This window comes from Thiocapsa sp., from assembly GCF_022340925.1.
Classification (GTDB): Bacteria; Pseudomonadota; Gammaproteobacteria; order Chromatiales; family Chromatiaceae; genus Thiocapsa.
Map to the genome: position 1 here is coordinate 24845 of NZ_JAJDNA010000017.1, position 20848 is coordinate 45692.

The window sequence follows — 20848 nt, forward strand, 5'->3', positions numbered from 1 at the left end:
TTGAGTCCGATGGCACCATCATCCTAGAAACGCGGGTTATCATGGCTCTGGGGATCTCAGGGACGGCACTCCCAGGTTGAGAGTGCGTCGACAGGTTTGTAGACTATCCCGTTCGACTGGTTTTTTTGCGCGCGAGCTGCGCTCACATGAAGGTCATCATGAAAGACGGAATCCACCCCAACTACGCCGACGTCAAGGTGGTCTGTAGCTGCGGTAACGAGTTTACGACCCGGTCCACCTTGGGGAAGGAGATGCACGTCGAGGTCTGCTCGTCCTGCCACCCCTTCTACACTGGAAAGCAGAAGGTCCTGGACACCGCCGGGCGTGTCGACAAGTTTAGGCGCAAGTACGCGCGCTGAAGCGATGCTGATTCATGGCCATCCGGGCCATCATCAGCTCGCCTTCCGCGAGGCGCGACGCTCGGAAGTCTGCATGTTCAGGCACCGGGGTGCCTGAACATGCTGAAGCCTCCCGTCCGGGGTGGCTGCTTCTTTGATCGGTCGGATACCCGACCGTGCGCGTCCTTGGGCCAGACAGCCGATCTGGCCTGATCTCGATCAATACGGGTCTCAAGCGGTCCCGCGCTGCAGTCAGCGAGACGGAGACCTTCCGGAAAAGCCGGAGGCTGCGAGTGTAAGATGGGCGCTCCGGAGCGGGGTACTGGCCACGGCCAAGAAGTTGACCCGCGCGACCGTGGTTATTAGACCACTGATGGGAGAAACAGTCACTTGAACAAGATCACCATCATCGGCGCGGGCCGGGTCGGCGAGACGACGGCCCAGATACTGGCAGAAGAGGAGCTCTGCCGCGAGATTGCCCTTTTCGATGTGCGCGAGGGTGTCCCCGAGGGCATCGCGCTCGACATCCTTCAGATGGCGCCCTTCTTCGAATTCGACTGTGTCATCAGCGGCAGCAATGATCCTCGGATCCTGGGGGATTCAGAGCTGGTCATCGTCACCGCCGGACTCCCCCGCAAGCCAGGCATGTCACGTTCCGATGTCCTTGAGGCGAACGTGCGCATCATCGATACCGTCACCGACGAGATCATGCGGTATGCGCCGAACGCCATTGTGCTGATGGTCTCCAATCCCGTCGATGCCCTGACCTATCGCGTGGCCCGGCGTACCGGTTGGAACCGCAGTCGCGTCCTTGGACAGGCGGGCGTGCTCGACGCGTCCAGAATGGCGAGCTTCATTGCCCAGGAGACCGGATTTTCGGCCCTCGACATCACGACCATGGTGTTGGGGGGGCATGGGGACACCATGGTGCCGGTGCCGCGTTATTGCACCATTAACGGGATACCGATCACCCAATTCATTTCCGAGGAGCGCATCGCCGCCATCATGGAGCGCACTCGTCAAGGCGGTGCCGAGATCCTTGCGTTGCGAAAAAACTCGAGCGCCTACGATGCCCCGGGTGCCGCGGTTGCTACCATGGTCGACGCCATCGTCAACAACCGGCGACGTCTGCTCTCGTGTGTCGCCCTGCTCGAGGGCGAGTATGGTGAGACCGACCTGGCGATGGGCGTCCCTTGCGTGCTTGGTGAGAAGGGCATGGAGTCGATCGTCGAGGTCGATCTAAGCGCTCGTGAGCGCGCCGACTTCGACCGTTCGGCCAGCTCGGTTCGCGCGGACATTCAACGCCTGCGCGACATCGCCTAGGAAGGCGCTGAAGAATTCAGCGCTTCCCGTGCGGGGCCGGAACCCCGTCAGTAGGGAACCGCGTTTTCGACTTCCGTGCTGATTTCTGGTCACGCTGGCCAATCAACCAGCGTCTCCCTCGAAGTCTGCCAGGCTCCTACCTGGCCACGCATCAGCACGGAACGGCCCCGGATCCGTCGAGACTCGAAACCGAAAATCAATGCCGCTGGGGTTCCTTACTCAGCGCGGTCAGGAGCGAGCTTATGGCGAACCAAACCATCACCATCACCAACAACGTCACCGGTGAAAGCTTCGAATTCCCGCTGCGTCTCGGCAGCATTGGACCTGCCGCCGCCGACATCTCGTCATTGTATAAAGAAGCCAGGATCTTCACCTATGACCCCGGCTTCATGTCGACCGCGAGCTGCCACAGTGCGATCACCTATATCGACGGTGAGCAAGGGGTGCTTCTCTATCGTGGATACCCCATCGAGCAATTGGCAACCAAGGCGAGTTTTCTGGAGGTCACCTATCTGCTTCTGTACGGTGAGCTGCCGAATGAGAGTGAGCTCGTCAGCTTCGAGAAGCTGATCACGCGTCACACCATGATCAATGAGAATCTAAAAGATTTTCTTGACGGCTTCCATTACGATGCTCATCCCATGGCGATCCTGGTCGGCGTGGTCGGATCCCTTTCTGCATTCTATCACGACTCACTGAGCGTCAATGACGCGGATCATCGCGAGATCTCGGCTCATCGTTTAATCGCGAAGCTTCCGACGATCGCCGCTGCGGCTTACAAGCACAACGTAGGCGAGCCGATCATGTATCCGCGCAATGACCTCCGGTACTGCGCAAACTTCTTGCATATGATGTTTGCAACACCCTGCGAAGACTATAAGCCGACGTTGATTGCGGAAAAGGCGATGAATCTTCTGTTCATTCTGCATGCAGACCATGAGCAGAATGCGAGCACGTCGACGGTTCGACTTGCCGGCAGCTCAGGGGCGAACCCCTTTGCCTGCGTGGCCGCCGGGATCGCTTCACTGTGGGGTCCGGCACATGGGGGCGCCAATGAGGCGGTCTTGGACATGCTCCAGGAAATCGGGGATGTGAACAATGTCCAGAATTATATGGAGAAGGCGAAGGACAAAGACGACCCGTTTCGGCTGATGGGTTTCGGACACCGTGTCTATAAGAACTATGATCCGCGCGCGAAGATCATCCGGGAGGTTTGTCACCAGGTCCTCGATGAGCTAGCCGACAGTAACAATCCACTGTTCGAGTTGGCCATGAAGCTGGAAGAGATTGCGCTGAGCGATGAGTATTTCGTTGAGCGGAAGCTCTATCCGAACGTCGACTTTTATTCCGGGATCATCTACCAGGCTCTCGGCATCCCGCGCAACATGTTCACCGTCATGTTCGCCGTCGCTCGGACGGTCGGTTGGGTATCCCATTGGATGGAGATGATGTCGGATCCGAATAACCGCATCGGGCGACCACGCCAGATCTATCACGGCCCGACACAACGCGATTATCTACCGATCTCACAACGGTAAGGGGCAGGGGTCAAAACCGGGAAACGCTGAATACTGCAGCGTTGGCTGCAAGCGGTTCCCGGCTGGGCCACGGATGGCCGAGCATTGTCAGTCACAGAAGCGACTGAGAATGGAGCCCCCGAAGGCTGCCCCTGTTGGAAGCAGAGCCGCGGAAAAGCCACGAGGGCTTTAATCGGCATCTCCCTTGGAGCAAGGGCCCATCATCTCATCTTGATCGGCGGACAGCAGGTGCTCGACCTCGACGCGATCGGCCCCGCGAAACGGACGATCAGTGATGGGATCCAGTGGAAGGTCGCGTAACGCGCGCGGCGGCAGGACGATCAGCTCAATCGGCAGGTCGCCGGCCAGGAAGTGGAACGCGGGGTAGGGGCATCGTTGACCGCGACGATGGCGCAGGATGCGCTCGGCCTCTCGCCAGGGTATCTGTTGCTCGATCAGCGCAAAGATGACATCTTCGGCTCGATCCGCGAACAGCAGGAGCTCGATCCGGGTTTGCGGACTCAGGGCGCCGGTCAGCGCGCCGCCGACGAGACGCGGCGAGAAGGGGGCAAAACACTCCATCGCTTGCAGCGCCGCTGCCCTGAGGCGCCGCCGCTCCTCAGTGTCTGCGCGACCCAGGAACAGGCGGCGCTGCGTCAACACGGCAGCTTGGACCGCCTCATTGGTCGGCCAGTGCCGCCGATCTGGGGTGCCGACGCGTTCGGCCGCCTTGCGTCTGGCGCGATCGAAATCGGTCAAGCCTTGCTCGAGGATGATGCGGGCTGCTTCATAGGCGAGGCGGTCCCGCTGGGCGGCGATGCGTTCTCTCGTGGACATGGAATACCTCTCAGGCCTGTTCCCAGGGCAACTCCTCGAGCCGTCGCAGCGAGTCGCGCGAGCGGGGCTCCAGGGAAGCGGGAGCAATCTGCCGCCATTCTCTGTCAACGCACACGTTGACTCATAGGCTATTCTTGCCGCCAATCCGCAAGGAAAACGAAAACGCGGTTTCCATTTTCTTTCATTTTCGGCCGCTTACGCGGCAAAAACGCGGGGCCTCCTGCGCCGAACGCGAAGCGCTGAAGAACTCAGCGCTTCGCAAAGTGACAAGAGATGAAGGAGGAGCGAAACCGCGCGTTGCTGTTCCGCGCGGATTCCTAGCCGGGACGGCAGATAAATCTTTGTCCCCCGAGGCGGCATTTTATGCGCACATTCATCCCAGTCGTGTCTATAATAGGGCCAGTTGTCAGCTTCCCGAGATAGGTGTCTGTATCCGGGCGGTGAGCACCCGGCGCACTGTGGACAGTGCGGTTCCTGGTCCGAGCCGGCGCAACATGGATGGGAGTCAGCGAGCCTGATGTTCGGCCTGAGCCTCAAGAAAAAACCCCTGATCGGGATCGACATTAGCTCGACCTCGATCAAGCTCATCGAGCTTTCCCAGCAGCCCGGCGGCGCAAGTCCGCATTTTCGGGTCGAGCATTCCGCCATTGAGCCTCTGCCGGCTGGTGCCGTGGTCGAGAAGAAGATCGCGGATGTCGAGCTGGTCGGGAAAGCCGTCCGTAAGGCCGTCGTGGGCAGCGGAACCCGGACAAAGGGCGCGGCGGTGGCGTTAGCCGGCTCTGCTGTGATCACCAAGGTCATCTCCATGTCGGAGGCGCTTGGTGACACCGAGATAGAGAATCAGATCCAGCTTGATGCGGATCAGTACATTCCCTATCCGCTGGAGGAGGTCAACATCGACTTCCAGGTCTTAGGCCCGACGAAGGGTTCCCCGGCGATGGTGGACGTCCTCTTGGTTGCTTCGCGCCAAGAGAATGTGGACGATCGCGTCAGCGTCTTGGAGCAGGCCGACTTGACGCCCGTCGTCGTCGACGTCGAGGCGTATGCGATGGAAAACGCCTGCACGCTGGTTTTGGGCGCTGAGTCCGAGGTGCAGCCCGAGCCGACCCAAACGGTTGCCGTCGCCGACATCGGCGCCTCGACAATGACGCTCCACGTGTTGCATCAGGGTCGGATCGTCTACACCAGGGAGCAGAATTTCGGCGGCCAGCAGCTCATGGACGAGGTTCAGCGCCGCTACGGCCTATCGAACGATGTCGCGGCCCGTAAGATTCTGGACGGCGAGGTCGCCGAAGGGTATCAGAACGACGTGCTTGGTCCCTTCAAAGAGGCATTGGCTCAGCAGATCGGCCGAGCGCTGCAGTTCTTCTACTCGGGAACCAGCTTCAACCGGGTGAGCCGGATTTTGCTGGCGGGTCGCCCCGCGAGTATACCGGAGATCGACCTCCTGGTAGCGGAGCGGCTCAGGCTCCCAACCCGAGTTGCCAATCCGTTTCATCAGATGTCCCTGTCGCGGGCGATCAAAGCTCAGGACCTCAAGCGCGAGGCCCCAGGCATGATGATCGCCGTCGGGCTGGCGCTGCGGGGTTTCGATTAGATGGCTCGCATCAACCTCTTGCCATGGCGTGAGGTGGCGCGTAAGCGGCGGCAGATGGAGCTTGCTGTCGCGGGCGTCGCCGCACTTGGCGTTACCCTGCTCGCCGCGGTCCTGGTCCATCTCCAGATCGAGGGCTGGATCGGAGATCAGCGGGCCCGCAACCAGCTGCTGGAGGCAGAGATCTCGCAATTAGACCGCAAGATAACGGAAATCAATGGCCTGGAGAAGACAAAAGCGGATCTGTTGTCGCGAATGGGGATCATCCAAGAGCTTCAGAAGAGCCGTCCCGAGATCGTGCGATTGTTCGACGAGCTCGTGGTGGGCATTCCCGCGGGCGTCTATCTGACGAAGCTCGATCAGGACGGACGCTCAGTCGTGGTCGAGGGTCGCGCACAATCGAACGCTCGGGTGTCGGCCTTCATGCGGAATGTCGAGGACTCGGACTGGATCGGCAACCCGCGTCTGCTCCTGATTGAGAACAAAGACAAGACCGGGACCGGTCTGAGCCATTTCCGCCTCATGTTCGACCAGATCAGCCCTGGGGCGAGCGCGGAGGTGAGGCAATGGGGGGACGGCTCGAGGGATGAGGCCGGATAGCCTGAGTGCTGATTGGAGCCAGCGCTTGGCACGGCACAGGGATGTGCCGACATGGTCAGTGGGTTAGGCGACTGGCCATGCAGGAGTAGCGACGCCGCGTTGTGGTGTGCTGATTGTTCGCGAGGATGGCCAGAATAGTCGGCGTTCTCTTCGTGCAGCTCGCGGTCCGAGAGGCCCGACTCTCGCGCCGCGTGGTTGGCAGGTGCCGGGACGCCTGAACATGGCGGGCGTTCCTGCGCCCCGGGTCAAGGCTGATGAACCAGCGTTGACCGAAGGGACGTGCAAGCCTGGATGATGACTCGGTCAGGGAAGCCACGATGAACCTAAGCGAGCTTAATCAACTCGACCTCAACAATATCGGTGAGTGGCCGCTTGTCATCAAGGCGATCCTCATTGGAATCGTTTGCGTCGCAGCGGGGGGCGCAGTCTATTACTTCGACACGCAGGAGCAATTGGGGCGACTGGATCAGGCCAAGGCGATGGAACGCGATCTACGAAGGTCTTTCGAGACGAAGCAGCGCAAGGCGGCCAATCTCGAGGCATATCGACAACAGGTCGAGGAGATGAAGGAGTCCTTCGGCGCGATGTTGCGCCAGCTCCCCAACCGAACGGAGGTGGCCTCCCTGCTCGTCGACGTGTCCCAGACCGGACTCGCTTCCGGGCTCGAGTTCGAGCTCTTTCAGCCGGGCAGCGAGCAGGTCAAGGACTTCTACGCGGAGCTGCCGATCCAGATCCGGGTCACCGGCGACTATCACGAGTTCGGGCGCTTCATTAGCGGTCTGGCTTCAATGCCGCGGATCGTCACCGTCCACGATACCAAGATTGCGAGCACTGGGGGGGCGAAAGGCTCGAAAGCCTCTGCCGACGCAGAGCTGTCGCTTCAAGCCACGGTGAAGACGTATCGCTATCTGGATGAGGAAGGGCCATGAAGAGTCGCCGAGGCCACGCAGCCGGGGCGCGATGGTGGATCATCTCGTTTGTCTCGGTCTTGTTGGGTTGTGACACGAGCGGGATGGGCGAGCTGCGGTCCTATATCGACGAGGTTAAGAGCCGTCCGTCTGCACCGATCGAGCCATTGCCCGAGATCGCGCCGATCGACAGCTTCGTTTTCGAGCCTGCGGGTCGACGTGATCCATTCGTCATGGATACCCAAAGCGCCGCGGCGGCCAATCAGGGCAACAGTCTAGCCCCGGATCGTACTCGCCCGAAAGAGGAGCTTGAGAGCTTCCCACTGGATTCCTTGCGCATGGTCGGCACGCTGCAGCAGGAGGACGTCCGCTGGGCGCTCGTGCGTACCCGCGAAGGGATCGTGTACAGGGTCCGCGTCGGCAACTATCTCGGATTGAACGATGGGCAGATCGTGGACATCAGTGACGACGCCATTCGAGTGACGGAGATCGTCTCGGACGCGCCCGGCGAATGGCGCGAGCGCCCGGCGACGCTCGCACTGACCGAGTGACAGGCAGAGGAGTGCTGCGATGAACAACCCGAGCCGACGGAGCCCGCGCAAGCGACGCGCGATCTCCCTGTGCGCGCGCTCGTGCGCCCTCGTGACAGGGATGCTGGTGTGTATGGAGATGGTCGGGGCGGCCGACCTCACGGATATCCAGTTCGCGGCGCAGCCGGGTAACGGCGTGGAGATCGAGCTCCAGTTCTCGGACCCGGTGGAGGCTCCGCGCGCCTTCGACACGGTCTCGCCGGCACGGATCGCCCTGGACTTCGAAGGTATCGGCAACCGATTGGAACGCAAGTCCATGCCGATCGGTGTGGGCTCGGTCCACAGTCTGGTTGCGGTCGAGGCGAGCGACCGGTCCCGCATCATCGTCAACCTCAACGATCCGGTCCCGTATCGCGTCACCACGGAGGGGAATCGGGTTCGGGTCAGCATCGACGGCCCGGGCCAGCCGGCCGAAGCCCCGCGCCCGGCGCCGGTGGCAGCGACCGGACCCGCGCCGGCATCCGCTCCGCCGGCGCGCGCCGCGGCGGGACGCCGTGTCCCCGTTCCGGCACGTGCCTCCAGCGGCGGGCCGAGCGTTCGCGACATCGATTTCCGCCGGGGCCCCGAGGGCGAAGGGCGGGTCCAGGTGAGGCTCCCGAGCGCCGGGACCCGGGTCACGGTCCGCGAGCAAGGCACTCAGGTGCTGGTCGACATCATCGACGCCTCCCTGCCGCAGCGACTGTTCCGCCGGCTCGACGTGGTCGACTTCGCCACGCCCGTGGTAGCCATCGAGTCCCGGCCCAAGGGACCGAATGTCCAGGTCGCCGTCCAGACCGGCAGCGAGTTCGACTATATGGCCTACCAGACCGACGACCTTTTCACCCTGGAATTCCGGCCCCTGACGTCGGCGGAGAAGGAACGGCTCGCGCGTGAGCGAGTCACCTACGACGGCGAGCGGCTCTCGTTGAACTTTCAGGACATCGAGGTGCGCGCGGTCCTGCAGCTGCTCGCGGACTTCACCGACCTGAATCTGGTCGCGAGTGACTCGGTCGGCGGCAATATCACCCTGCGACTGAAGAACGTCCCCTGGGATCAGGCGCTGGACATCATCCTCAAGACCAAGAATCTCACCAAGCGCCAGGATGGCAATGTCATCATGGTGGGTCCCTTCGACGAGATCGTGGGCCATGAAGAGCGTGTCTTGAGCGCCGATCAGCGGCTCGAGGAGCTCGCCCCGTTGCGCTCTGAGTTCATCCCGATCAAGTTTGCGAAGGCCTCGGAGATCGCCGCCTTCATCCGCGGCGCATCGAGTGTCACCTCGAGCATCAGCAGCGAGGGAGGCTTCGAATCGGTCGGCCGGGAATCAAGAAGCCACGGCCGGACGATCACCGCCGCCGGCAAGGATTCGGTCCTGACACCGGGACGCGGAAGCGTGACCTTCGATGAGCGGACCAACACCTTATTGGTGATGGACACCGCGGCAAAGCTCGATGAGATCCGAGAGATCGTCGGTCGACTGGACATCCCGGTCAGGCAGGTCATGATCGAGTCGCGGGTGGTCATCGCCAACAACGATTTTGCGCGGGATCTGGGCGTCCGCTTCGGGCTCTCCACGTCCATGGGTTCCCTGAACGAGAACGAGATGCTCATCGGGGGCGGCCTGCCAGGCAATCTGGATGATCTCGGCGGCTTCAATGCCGGTCCCTTCGGACTCAACACCGATGGCCAGCGGTTCAACTCGATCATCCTCAATCCCGCCGAAACCAATACGCCCTCTCTGCTCGTGAATCTCCCTGCGGCCGACCCTTCCGGCGCGGTGAACTTCCTGATTGGCAAGGTCGGGTCCTACCTGCTTCAACTCGAGCTGTCGGCGATGCAGCGCGAAGGGCGAGGCGAGGTGATCTCGAGCCCTCGGGTCATCACGTCGGATCAGAAGGAGGCGAAGATCGAGGTCGGCAAGAAGATCCCATATGAGACCGTCTCTCAGGACGGCACGAACGTCCAGTTCGAGAATGCCACCCTGAGCCTCAAGGTGACCCCCGCGATCACCCCGGACGATCGCATCATCATGGACCTGGTGGTCACCAAGGACGAGCCGGATTTCAGCCTCACCGCCGCCGACGGGACGCCGACCATCAATACCCGCGAGATCGACACGCGGGTGCTGGTCGACAATGGCGAGACGGTCGTCCTGGGTGGCGTCTACGAGCGCACGAAGAGCTACAACAAGGAGCAGGTCCCCTGGATCGGGGACGTGCCGGTCCTCGGCCGTCTGTTCAAGCAGGAGCTGCGCCAGGATATCAATTCGGAGCTCCTGATCTTCGTGACGCCGAAAATTCTCAAAGGCGACCTGGCGGGGCGTTAGTCCGGTCCGTCGGAGACTGTGGGTCGCGCCCGGAGGGCCGGCCCTCCTAGATTGGGCTCGCCCCGCAAACCGAGCGGGCGTCTGCTCGACGCGCCCGTCATCCGCCCCGGAGCCGCGACCCCGCTCACCCCACCCCCACCCCCACCCGTCGTCCCCGTCGGATCACCGCGCCCGGCAGGGCTTCCGCCCTTGCCCGCGAGCGGAAAATCTGGCATACCTTCCGACATGATGCGCGCACAGAACATCTTCATCGTCGGTCCCATGGGCGCGGGCAAGAGCACGGTCGGACGGCAGCTGGCCGAGACCCTGTCCTACACCTTCAAGGACAGCGATCAGGAGATACAGCGACGGACTGGTGTGGACATCCCGACCATTTTCGAGTTTGAAGGCGAGGCCGGATTCCGCGCGCGCGAACGTCAGGTCATCGAGGAGCTGGTCAGCGAGGAGCGGATCGTCCTCGCCACCGGGGGCGGGGTGATCCTGTCGCCGGAGAACCGCCAGGATTTGGCCGCACGAGGGGTTGTCATCTACCTCCACTGCAGCCCGGAGCAACAGCACGCGCGGACTGCCCGAGATCGCAACCGCCCCTTGTTGGATACGGACGATGCCCTGGGCCGATTGCGTGAGCTGATGGAAGAACGTGAGCCCCTTTATCGACAAGTCGCGGACATGGTCGTCTCGACTGAGAAACGCGGGACGACCTCCGTCGTAAAGGAGATCTGCCGGCGCCTGGAGTCCGAGGAGATCTGAGCGGCGGCACCATCCCCCGCCTGTGGTGTCGCCGGCCCTGCGACGGTCGGCGACTCGTGCCGCGTCGGTCTCGCCCGTACCTTCAGAGCCCGCCGGCAGCCCCCTTGCGACGGGATCGCCCGACCGGAGTCAAGCCATGACCACGACCCTGACGGTGGCCCTCGGGGCACGGGCCTACCCCATCTATATCGGTGCTGGCCTGCTCGTGGAGGCCGACCTCTATCGACCGCACATCGTCGGCTCGCAGGTGATGATCGTCACCAACGAGACCGTGGCACCCCTCTATCTGGATGGGTTGCGGACGGCCCTCGCAGGTTACCATCTCAGCGAAGTCGTCCTCCCCGATGGTGAGCAGTACAAGACCCTCGAGGTCTGGAACCGGATCTTTGATGCCCTGCTGCAGGCCCGCTGTGGGCGCGACTGCACCTTGATCGCCTTGGGCGGGGGGGTGGTCGGCGACATGGCCGGGTTCGCCGCCGCCTGCTATCAGCGTGGGGTCGCCTTCATCCAGGTGCCGACGACGCTCCTGGCTCAGGTCGACTCGTCGGTCGGGGGCAAGACCGGGATCAACCACGCCGCCGGGAAGAATATGATCGGGGCCTTCCACCAACCCCGAGCGGTGATCGCCGATACCGCGACCCTTGCCACCTTACCTCAGCGAGAGCTCTCGGCCGGTCTGGCCGAGGTGCTGAAGTATGGGCTCATCCGGGATGCGGTCTTTCTGACCTGGCTCGAGACGCATATGGCCGAGCTCCTCACGCGTGACGCGGATGCCCTCGCTTATGTGATTCGGCGCTCCTGCGAGATCAAGGCGGACATCGTGGCCGCCGACGAGCTGGAGTCAGGACAGCGCGCCCTGCTCAACCTCGGCCATACCTTCGGACATGCGATCGAGACGGGCATGGGATACGGGTCCTGGCTGCATGGCGAGGCGGTGGGGGTCGGACTCTGCATGGCCGCCGATCTCTCGGCGCGGATCGGCTGGCTGTCGGAGACGGATGTGGGACGCATCCGTCGTCTCGTCGCCAGTGCCGGTTTGCCTGTCGAGCCTCCCCCCGACCTCTCCGCAGAACGCTTCATGGAGCTCATCGCGGTCGACAAAAAGGCGGTGGACGGGCGCTTGCGTATGGTGCTGCTCCGGCACCTGGGCGATGCCGTGGTCACCGGCGATGTCGATCCGAGCCACCTCCATGCAACCCTTCGCGCGGGCTCGTGCTGAGCTCGATCTCGAAGGAAGCCCCCGATCGATCGGACGCGATATGCACCAGGCTGGTGCAGCTTGGCTCATAACGGGTCGGGCGAACGGCGCGGCGGTCAAGGTCGCGAGTGGTCCGACCCTTGCCGGATCGAACGGGTTCGCCGTCATCAAGCGAGGACATTGGCCGACCGATGATTGTCCCTCGAGTCGCTCAGGTCTGAGCACCCGGGGGCGAGATGGCCACTGCGGATCGAAGGGCCCGCGGACTCGCTCAGACGTTGTGGCATGGTCTCTGCTGGCGCGATATCCTTGGGCATTTTGCGAATCTTCGGCGTCTGTCGGCAGGGGCGTCGGTTTCGAACCGATCCTATTCAACCCAGTCGTCAGTCGCAGCTCGAACGCACGGCGGCGGGATTGTGATGACCAGAGCCGATGGCGACAATCACACACAAGGTTGACGGTTTAAGGGCGCCGTTCTCGGCTGCACACTCCTCAAATTAACCCCTTCGGTCACAGCGAGGTCAATGATGAGCCTTCGTGCCTTCCCGCCCGCACAGGGTCTCTACGATCCGGTCAACGAACGCGATGCCTGCGGCGTCGGCTTCGTCTGTAACATCAGGAATCAGAGCAGCCATGCCATCGTGCGTCAGGGGCTCGAGATCCTCGAGCGCCTCACCCATCGGGGCGCTGTCGGCGCCGACCCGAAAGCGGGCGACGGTGCGGGCATCCTGGTTCAGATCCCGGATGCCTTCCTGCGGGCGCGGGTTGGGTTCGATCTCCCTCCGGCGGGTCAGTACGGCGTGGGGATGGTGTTTCTGCCGCGAGACGACGACGCCCGCGCGCTGATGCAGGACATCGTCATTCGGCATGTCGACGCGGGTGGGCAACAGGTGCTTGGCTGGCGGGATGTGCCGGTCGACAACCGTGATCTCGGCGAGAGTGTGCTCCCGACCGAGCCGGTCATTCGGCAGGTGTTCATCGGCCGCGGTGAAGGCTGTATCGACCAGGATGCCTTCGAGCGCAAGCTGTTCGTGATCCGCAAGCGGATGGACAACGAGATCCGGGGATCCGGTTATGGTCAAACCGACTACTACACGGCATCCCTCTCGTCGCGGACCCTCAACTATAAAGGCATGCTGCTCGCCGGCCAGGTCGGCAACTACTATCTCGATCTGATGGACGAGCGGTTCGAGTCCGCGCTGGCACTCGTCCACCAACGTTTCTCGACCAATACCTTTCCGACCTGGGACCTCGCGCAGCCGTTTCGTATGATCTGCCACAATGGCGAGATCAACACCCTGCGCGGGAACGTCAACTGGATGGCCGCGCGTCGACACACCATGCGCTCGGATGTCCTCGGTGAAGACCTGGACACCATCTGGCCTTTGATCCCGGAGGGCCAGTCCGATTCCGCCTGCTTCGACAATGCGCTCGAGCTCTTGGTGATGGGCGGCTATTCACTGGCGCACGCCATGATGGTCCTGATCCCCGAGGCCTGGACCGGCAATCGCTTGATGGACGAGAAGCGCCGCGCCTTCTACGAGTACCACACGGCCTTGATGGAGCCCTGGGATGGCCCCGCGGCGGTTGCGTTCACCGATGGGCGGCAGATCGGTGCGACACTCGACCGGAACGGGCTGCGTCCGGCGCGCTACCTGGTCACCAAGGACGACCTGGTCGTCATGGCCTCCGAGATGGGTGTGCTCGATATTCCGGAGGAGCGAATCGTCAAGAAGTGGCGACTGCAGCCTGGCAAGATGCTCCTGATCGACCTGGAGCAGGGGCGAATCATCGACGATGCCGAGGTCAAGACCGAGCTCGCCGAGGCTAAACCCTACGGGGAGTGGTTGAAGAAGACCCAGATCCGCCTCGACGAGCTCCCGACCAGCGTGGGCCCCATGTCTCCAGATGATGCCACGCTCTTGGACGCGCAGCAGGCCTTCGGGTACACCCAGGAGGACCTCAAATTCTTACTGACCCCAATGATCCTGACGGGGCAGGAGGCGGTCGGCTCGATGGGCGCGGACAACCCGCCTTCGGTGCTCTCGAGCCGGCCCAAGCACCTCTCGACCTATTTCAAGCAAAATTTCGCTCAGGTCACCAATCCGCCGATTGATCCGATCCGCGAGGAGCTGGTGATGTCGCTGGTCTGTATGATCGGCCCACGGCCCAACCTGCTCGGCATCAACGAGGCGGGAAAGCACTGGCGGCTCGAGACGCCTCAGCCGGTTCTCACCAACCAGGATCTGGAGCGCATCCGACACATCGAGTACAGCGCCGGCGCAGCCTTTCGGACACGCACACTGGACATGGTCTATCCGGCGACCGAGGGCGCGCAGGGCATGGGCCCGGCCCTGGATCGGCTGTGCGATCAGGCCGAGCAGGCCGTCCTGGCGGGCTACAACATCCTGATTCTCTCCGACCGCAATACCAACCTCGAACAGATTCCGATCCCGGCTCTGCTCGCGACCTCTGCGGTGCATCATCACCTGATTCGGCGTGGGCTGCGCACCAGCTCAGGGATCGTGGTCGAGACGGGCGCCGCTCTGGAGGTCCATCACTTCGCGACGCTGGAAGGGTATGGAGCCGAGGCCATCAACCCGTATCTCGCCTTCGACACCATCCAGTCGCTGTTGCCGAGACTGCCGGAGACCCTGACCTTCGAGGAGGCGCAAACGCGTTACATCAAAGCGGTCGGCAAGGGGTTGCTCAAGGTCATGTCTAAGATGGGCATCTCGATGCTTGAGTCCTATTGCGGCGCCCAGATCTTCGACGCGGTCGGGCTCAACTCGGGATTCATCCAGCAGTACTTCACCGGCACCCAGTCCAGGGTCGAGGGGATCGGGCTGCGCGAGGTCGCCGAGGAGGCGGTACGCTGGCATTTGCACGCCTATGGGCGCGAGCAGATCTACCGCAAGCATCTGGACGTCGGCGGTGACTATGCCTATCGACTCCGCGGCGAAGACCACGTCTGGACTCCGGAGACGATCTCGAAGCTCCAGCATGCGACGCGCGCCAAGAGCTTCGAGACCTTCGGGGAGTACTCCCGCCTGATCAACAACCAGTCCGAGCGGCTCCTGACCCTGCGGGGCCTCATGGAGCTCAGGTTTGCACCCGAGCCGATTCCGATCGAGGAGGTCGAGCCGGCCGGCGCGATCGTCAGGCGCTTCGCCACTGGGGCCATGTCGTTCGGATCCATCTCCCAGGAGGCCCATTCGACCCTCGCCCGGGCGATGAACGCCATCGGCGGCAAGTCCAATACGGGAGAAGGGGGCGAAGAGCCCGAACGGTTTCATTCCCTCCCGGACGGGCGTCCGAACCCGGAGCGCTCGGCCATCAAGCAGGTCGCCTCAGGGCGCTTCGGCGTGACAACCGAATATCTGGTGAATGCCGATGACATCCAGATCAAGATCGCCCAGGGCGCCAAGCCGGGTGAGGGAGGGCAGCTACCCGGACACAAGGTGAGCAGCCAGATCGCCCGGGTGCGCCATTCCACCCCGGGCGTCGGGCTCATCTCACCCCCGCCGCACCACGACATCTATTCGATCGAGGATCTGGCCCAGCTCATTCACGATCTCAAGAACGTCAACCCCCGCGCCCGCATCTCGGTGAAGCTGGTCTCGGAGGTCGGGGTCGGGACCGTCGCGGCGGGTGTCTCGAAGGCCCACGCCGATCACGTGACGATCGCGGGTTATGACGGCGGGACGGGCGCAAGCCCGCTGACGTCGATTAAACATGCCGGGTCGCCCTGGGAGATCGGTCTGGCGGAGACCCATCAGACGTTGGTGCTTAATCGGCTGCGCGGACGCATCGCGGTGCAGGTCGACGGGGGCATGCGCACCGGAAGGGACGTGGTCATCGGGGCCTTGCTTGGCGCCGACGAGTTCGGGTTTGCGACCGCGCCGCTGATCGTGGAAGGCTGCATCATGATGCGCAAATGTCACCTGAACACCTGCCCAGTCGGTGTCGCGACCCAGGATCCTGAGCTGCGCAAGCGCTTTACGGGTAAGCCCGAGCACGTAATCAATTATTTCTTCTTCATCGCGGAGGAAGTGCGTCAGTTGATGGCCAAGCTCGGATTCCGCACGATGAACGAGATGATCGGTCATTCGGAGCGGCTGGAGATGCGGCGGGCGATCGCCCATTGGAAGGCGCAGGGGCTGGATTTCTCCCGCCTGCTTGCGCGTCCGGAGGTCGGCCCGGAGGTGGCCATCCACAACTGCGAGAGCCAGGATCACGGGATCGAGCAGGCGCTCGACCGCGCGCTGATCCGCGAGGCAGGCCCGGCACTGGAGCATGGAGAGCCGATACGGATCGAGACCGATGTCCGAAACTACAATCGGTGCTTCGGCACCATGCTCTCGGGCCGGGTCGCCGAACGCTACGGGCACGCCGGGCTTCCGGATGACACCATCCATATCAAAGCGAAGGGGACCGGCGGTCAGTCCTTCGGCGCGTGGGTCGCACGTGGTGTGACCATCGAGCTTGAAGGCGAGGCGAACGATTACGTCGGCAAGGGGCTTTCCGGCGGGCGACTGATCATCTATCCCCCTGCGGAGTCGGCGATTGCTCGGGCGGAGGACAATATCATTGTCGGCAACACGGTCCTCTATGGCGCGATCACCGGTGAGTGTTTTTTCCGCGGAGTCGCCGGAGAACGCTTCTGTGTGCGCAACTCCGGGGCCATTGCGGTGGTCGAAGGCGTCGGCGACCACGGCTGCGAGTATATGACGGGCGGGATCGCGGTCGTCCTCGGGCCCACCGGGCGAAACTTCGCCGCGGGGATGTCGGGTGGAGTCGCCTATGTGTTGGATCAGGACGGCGGGTTCGCGGACCGCTGTAACCTGGCGATGGTCGAGCTCGAGCCGATCGCCCGGGAGGATGAGGCGCTGGAGGCCCTGGAGCATCAGGGCGGCGATCTGGAGACCCACGGACTCGTCGATCTCAGTCATGATATGAGCCGCCATGATGCCATGCGGCTCAGGCAGCTCGTCCTGAAACACCTGCACTACACCAATTCCGATGTGGCACGGCGGGTCCTGGATGATTGGGAGGGCTACCTGCCGAGGTTCGTCAAGGTGATGCCGGTTGATTACCGCCGGGCGCTTGAGACCATGCAGTTGCGCCAAAGCCGCCCGCCGCAGGCGATCAAGCAGTCTAAGGGGATTGTGGATCATGGGTAAGCCGACCGGATTCATGGAGTTCGACCGACGCGACCGACGCTACCAGCCGGCCGCGGACCGCGTCGTGCACTACGACGAGTTCGTGATCCCGATGAGCGATGAGGAGGTCAGCGAGCAAGGGGCGCGCTGCATGGATTGCGGAATCCCTTACTGCCATCAGGGGTGTCCGGTCAACAACATCATCCCGGACTGGAACGATCTCGTTTATCGGGGCGACTGGCAGTCCGCGATCGAGGTGTTGCACTCGACCAATAATTTTCCCGAGTTCACCGGACGCATCTGTCCGGCGCCTTGCGAGGCTGCCTGCACCCTGAACCTGGATGACGAGCCGGTCACGATCAAGACGATCGAATGCGCCATCGTCGACCGGGCCTGGCAGGAGGGCTGGATCAAGCCGCAAGTCCCGGAGCGGCGCAGCGGGAAACGGGTCGCGGTCGTGGGTTCAGGCCCGGCTGGGCTGGCCGCGGCGCAGCAGCTTGCGCGGGCCGGGCACCAGGTTCACCTGTTTGAGAAGGCCGACCGCATTGGTGGTCTGCTGCGTTACGGCATCCCGGATTTCAAGCTGAGCAAGGTGCTGATCGACCGGCGGATGGCGCAGATGCGCACCGAGGGCGTCGAGTTCCATACCAACGCGCACATTGGGATCGATATCCCAGTTCAGAGTCTCCGCGCAGACTATGATGCGGTTGTCCTCGCCGGCGGATCGGAGGAGCCACGGGATCTGGCGGTTCCTGGTCGCGACCTGTCGGGGATCCATTTCGCAATGGACTTTCTGACGAAGAACAGCCGGCGCGTACAGGGCACCTATGTGTCCGATGACGAATTCATCAGCGCTTACGGAAAGCATGTCGTCGTGATCGGGGGCGGGGACACTGGCTCCGACTGTATCGGGACAGCCAACCGTCATGGCGCCAAGTCGGTCACGCAGATCGAGATCCTGGACAAGCCACCAGCGCAGGAGGACAAGGGGCTCACATGGCCGGACTGGCCAAATCGGCTGCGTACCTCCAGCTCGCAGGAAGAAGGGTGTGAGCGCATGTGGAATGTTGCGACCAAGGGTTTTGTCGGCAACGAGGCCGGTCGAGTCCAAGGCCTCCAATACGAGTTGGTGCGCTGGGAACGGATCGCCGGCGGACGCTGGGAGATGCATCCGGTACCCGATAGCGGCGGCGAGCTCAAGGCAGATCTGGTCCTGCTGGCGATGGGGTTTGTCCATCCGGTTCACGAGGGCATGATTGCGGAGCTGCGCGAGACCGCCGGTCTGGAGCTGGATCCGCGCGGGAATGTAAAAGGATCGACCGATGGGCCGGAGGCGTATTGCACCTCCGTCGAGGGCATCTTCTGTGCCGGGGACATGCGCCGGGGCCAGTCTTTGGTCGTCTGGGCAATTCGCGAGGGCCGGCAGTGCGCCCGCGCCGTGGACGCATGGCTGATGGGTCGGTCCGACTTGGCGCGCTGAACCATTCGGCGGTTCCCGCTGCACGCGGCGTTGCCGCCATGGTCAGACGCCTCGGTGACCGGGCATGAAGGAGTAGGGAAGCGGAGTTTCGCTGCCCTTGGCCAGGACGGCCAATCAATCAGCGTGCCCTGATCTCATTTCTGCCGGTGTGGCAGGGTGAGCGCTGGCCATGTCGGGGTGGATGCGTTGGTCGGGCGGGCTCGTCGATACCCGGGCGCCGGTGGTGGCCGAGAGGATCTGTCAGGGAAATTGGATCAGACCGAGAGGATGGAGTTTGCAATGGATCGTCAACAAGCCGCCCGCTTCATGCTTGATTGTCTGCGCAAGATGGTCGCAAAGAACGGCTCCGACCTGTTTGTCTCGGCGGGCTTCCCGCCGGCCGTCAAGATCGACGGACGCATGACGCCGATCAGCGATCAGGTGCTGAGCGCGGCCCAGACCAATGTCTTGGTGCGGTCGATCATGAACGATCGGCAGATCCGTGACTTCGATGCGACCAAAGAGTGCAATTTCGCGGTCAGCCCTCAGGGGATCGGTCGATTTCGTGTCAACGCCTTCATCCAGCAGGGCAATTGCGGCGCCGTGCTCCGCACCATCAATGCGAGCATCCCGGAGCTGGATGCGCTCAAGCTGCCTCCGATACTGAAAGATATCGTGATGACCGAGCGTGGTCTGGTGTTGGTCGTGGGGGGGACCGGCTCCGGAAAATCGACCTCGCTCGCTGCAATGCTCGGTCATCGCAACGCAAACACCTATGGTCATATCATCACGATCGAGGATCCGGTCGAATACGTTCACCCTCATCGCAATTGTCTGATCACCCAGCGCGAGGTCGGGGTCGACACCGAAAGCTGGGAAATCGCTCTCATGAATACGCTGCGTCAGGCCCCTGATGTGATCCTGATCGGCGAGATCCGCAGTCGAGAGACCATGGAGCATGCGATCAATTTTGCTGAGACCGGCCACCTCTGTCTATCGACACTCCATGCGAACAATGCCAATCAGGCCCTCGATCGCATCATCAATCTGTTCCCGGAGGAGCGTCGCCCCCAGTTGCTGATGGATCTGTCATTGAATCTGAGGGCGGTGATCTCGCAACGTCTATTGCCCTGCACGGACGGGGGACGGATTGCTGCAGTCGAGGTGATGATCAATACACCCCTCATCCAGGATCTCATCTTCAAGGGGGAGGTCGGAGCGATCAAGGGCATCATGAAGCGCTCGCGCGAGCTTGGTATGCAGACCTTCGATATGTCGCTGTTCGATCTCTACGAATCGGGAAAGATCAACTACGAGGATGCGTTGCGGAGCGCCGACTCGATGAACGAGCTCCGCCTCGCCATCAAGCTGGAGGGGCAGGAGGCGCGGGGACGAGACCCGTTTGCCGACGCCCAGGGATTGACGATCCTCGGCGAGGACGGCAGCGAAGCACTGGATGCGCCTCTGTTCGGCGACCCGCAGGTCGAGGCGGCGATGAACGATGGTTTGACAGCGGCCCGCGGGCCGAAAGCAGTAGCCGCGGGAGGGGGCAAGGGTCGGTGATGTTCGAGGCAAGGCGTCCGACGACGGCCCTGATTCCGTCGGCGTGGGACGTGTCGTGTGGGGCGCGGAGGAGTGATGAGTCCCGAAGCTGGGCGAGACGCTGATCGCTCTCAAGGTGAAACCATGGATATCACGCCTTATCTTGAGATGATGATCCGACACGAGGCGTCGGATCTCTTCTTCACGCCGGGAGCGCCAGCGAAGATCAAGATCGACGGGGTCATCCGTTCGATCGGCGAGAGCTCCCTGACTGCGGCCTTTTGCCGGGAGGCGGTCGCCTCGTTGCTGGATGCCGAGCAGGCGAGGGAGCTTGAAGAGTCGCTGGAAATCGACTTCGCCGTCGCCCTGGAGGACAGGGGGCGCTTTCGGGTGAATGCGTACCATCAGCGTGGCCAGCTGTCCATGGTCTTGCGATATATCCGGACCAGTATCCCGACCGCGGAGGAGTTGGATCTCCCTCCGACCCTGACCCAGTTGGTCATGCACAAGCGCGGGATTATCCTGATGGTCGGCGCGACGGGCTCCGGGAAGTCGACGACCCTGGCGGCCATGATCGATCATCGCAATCGGTCCGCGCCGGGGCACGTCATCACCATCGAGGACCCGATCGAGTTCCTGCACCCCCACAAGCAGTGCATCATCAGTCAGCGCGAGCTCGGCTTGGATACGAAGAGCTATCGACGCGCGCTGAAGAGTGCCCTGCG

General features: G+C 62.6%; 15 protein-coding genes. 14 read left to right on the top strand and 1 reads right to left on the bottom strand.

Annotated elements, in window-relative coordinates; genetic code table 11:
* Positions 1 to 158 precede the first annotated feature (158 nt).
* The 3 genes from rpmE (at position 159) to LJE61_RS02605 (ending at position 3199) form a co-directional block, all read left to right on the top strand.
* Positions 159 to 359: a 50S ribosomal protein L31 gene (gene rpmE / locus LJE61_RS02595; RefSeq protein WP_296909462.1), complete on the top strand. Its 201-nt coding sequence runs from the start codon at positions 159 to 161 to the stop codon at positions 357 to 359.
* Between the two features lie 369 nt (positions 360 to 728).
* Positions 729 to 1661, top strand: coding sequence for a malate dehydrogenase (gene mdh, locus LJE61_RS02600; protein ID WP_296909445.1), 933 nt, complete (start codon positions 729 to 731; stop codon positions 1659 to 1661).
* A gap of 242 nt (positions 1662 to 1903) precedes the next feature.
* Complete coding sequence (locus tag LJE61_RS02605) at positions 1904 to 3199, top strand: citrate synthase (RefSeq protein WP_296909444.1); 1296 nt, start codon at positions 1904 to 1906, stop codon at positions 3197 to 3199.
* Between the two features lie 168 nt (positions 3200 to 3367).
* Here the strand turns inward: LJE61_RS02605 and LJE61_RS02610 are convergent, their stop codons facing one another.
* Positions 3368 to 4015, bottom strand: a complete 648-nt coding sequence (locus tag LJE61_RS02610; RefSeq protein ID WP_296909443.1) for a hypothetical protein — start codon at positions 4013 to 4015, stop codon at positions 3368 to 3370.
* Positions 4016 to 4532: 517 nt separating this feature from the next.
* On the opposite strand from LJE61_RS02610, the gene LJE61_RS02615 reads away from it, so the two are divergent.
* The 11 genes from LJE61_RS02615 to LJE61_RS02665 all read left to right on the top strand — a co-directional run.
* Complete coding sequence (locus tag LJE61_RS02615) at positions 4533 to 5612, top strand: pilus assembly protein PilM (RefSeq protein ID WP_296909442.1); 1080 nt, start codon at positions 4533 to 4535, stop codon at positions 5610 to 5612.
* The gene (locus tag LJE61_RS02620) at positions 5613 to 6209 is read left to right on the top strand and encodes a PilN domain-containing protein (RefSeq protein ID WP_296909441.1); all 597 of its coding nucleotides are present in this window, start codon (positions 5613 to 5615) and stop codon (positions 6207 to 6209) included.
* 317 nt (positions 6210 to 6526) lie between these two features.
* A complete protein-coding gene (locus tag LJE61_RS02625; protein WP_296909440.1) occupies positions 6527 to 7138 on the top strand; it encodes a type IV pilus inner membrane component PilO in 612 nt (203 codons plus the stop codon).
* Positions 7135 to 7668, top strand: coding sequence for a pilus assembly protein PilP (locus tag LJE61_RS02630; protein ID WP_296909439.1), 534 nt, complete (start codon positions 7135 to 7137; stop codon positions 7666 to 7668). The genes LJE61_RS02625 and LJE61_RS02630 overlap by 4 nt, the downstream gene beginning before the upstream one ends.
* Positions 7669 to 7687: 19 nt before the next feature.
* Complete coding sequence (locus LJE61_RS02635) at positions 7688 to 10012, top strand: type IV pilus secretin PilQ (protein WP_296909438.1); 2325 nt, start codon at positions 7688 to 7690, stop codon at positions 10010 to 10012.
* A 225-nt stretch (positions 10013 to 10237) separates the two neighbouring features.
* On the top strand, positions 10238 to 10762 hold the full coding sequence (gene aroK, locus LJE61_RS02640) for a shikimate kinase AroK (protein ID WP_296909437.1): 525 nt from the start codon (positions 10238 to 10240) through the stop codon (positions 10760 to 10762).
* 136 nt (positions 10763 to 10898) lie between these two features.
* Positions 10899 to 11981: a 3-dehydroquinate synthase gene (gene aroB / locus LJE61_RS02645; protein ID WP_296909436.1), complete on the top strand. Its 1083-nt coding sequence runs from the start codon at positions 10899 to 10901 to the stop codon at positions 11979 to 11981.
* A 506-nt stretch (positions 11982 to 12487) separates the two neighbouring features.
* A complete protein-coding gene (gltB, locus tag LJE61_RS02650) occupies positions 12488 to 17143 on the top strand; it encodes a glutamate synthase large subunit (RefSeq protein WP_296909461.1) in 4656 nt (1551 codons plus the stop codon).
* Positions 17136 to 18602, top strand: coding sequence for a glutamate synthase subunit beta (locus tag LJE61_RS02655; RefSeq protein ID WP_296909435.1), 1467 nt, complete (start codon positions 17136 to 17138; stop codon positions 18600 to 18602). The genes gltB and LJE61_RS02655 overlap by 8 nt, the downstream gene beginning before the upstream one ends.
* A 279-nt stretch (positions 18603 to 18881) precedes the next feature.
* Complete coding sequence (locus LJE61_RS02660) at positions 18882 to 20144, top strand: PilT/PilU family type 4a pilus ATPase (RefSeq protein WP_296917322.1); 1263 nt, start codon at positions 18882 to 18884, stop codon at positions 20142 to 20144.
* Positions 20145 to 20267: 123 nt separating this feature from the next.
* On the top strand, positions 20268 to 20848 hold a 581-nt coding region (locus LJE61_RS02665; protein ID WP_296917324.1), incomplete at its 3' end, for an ATPase, T2SS/T4P/T4SS family.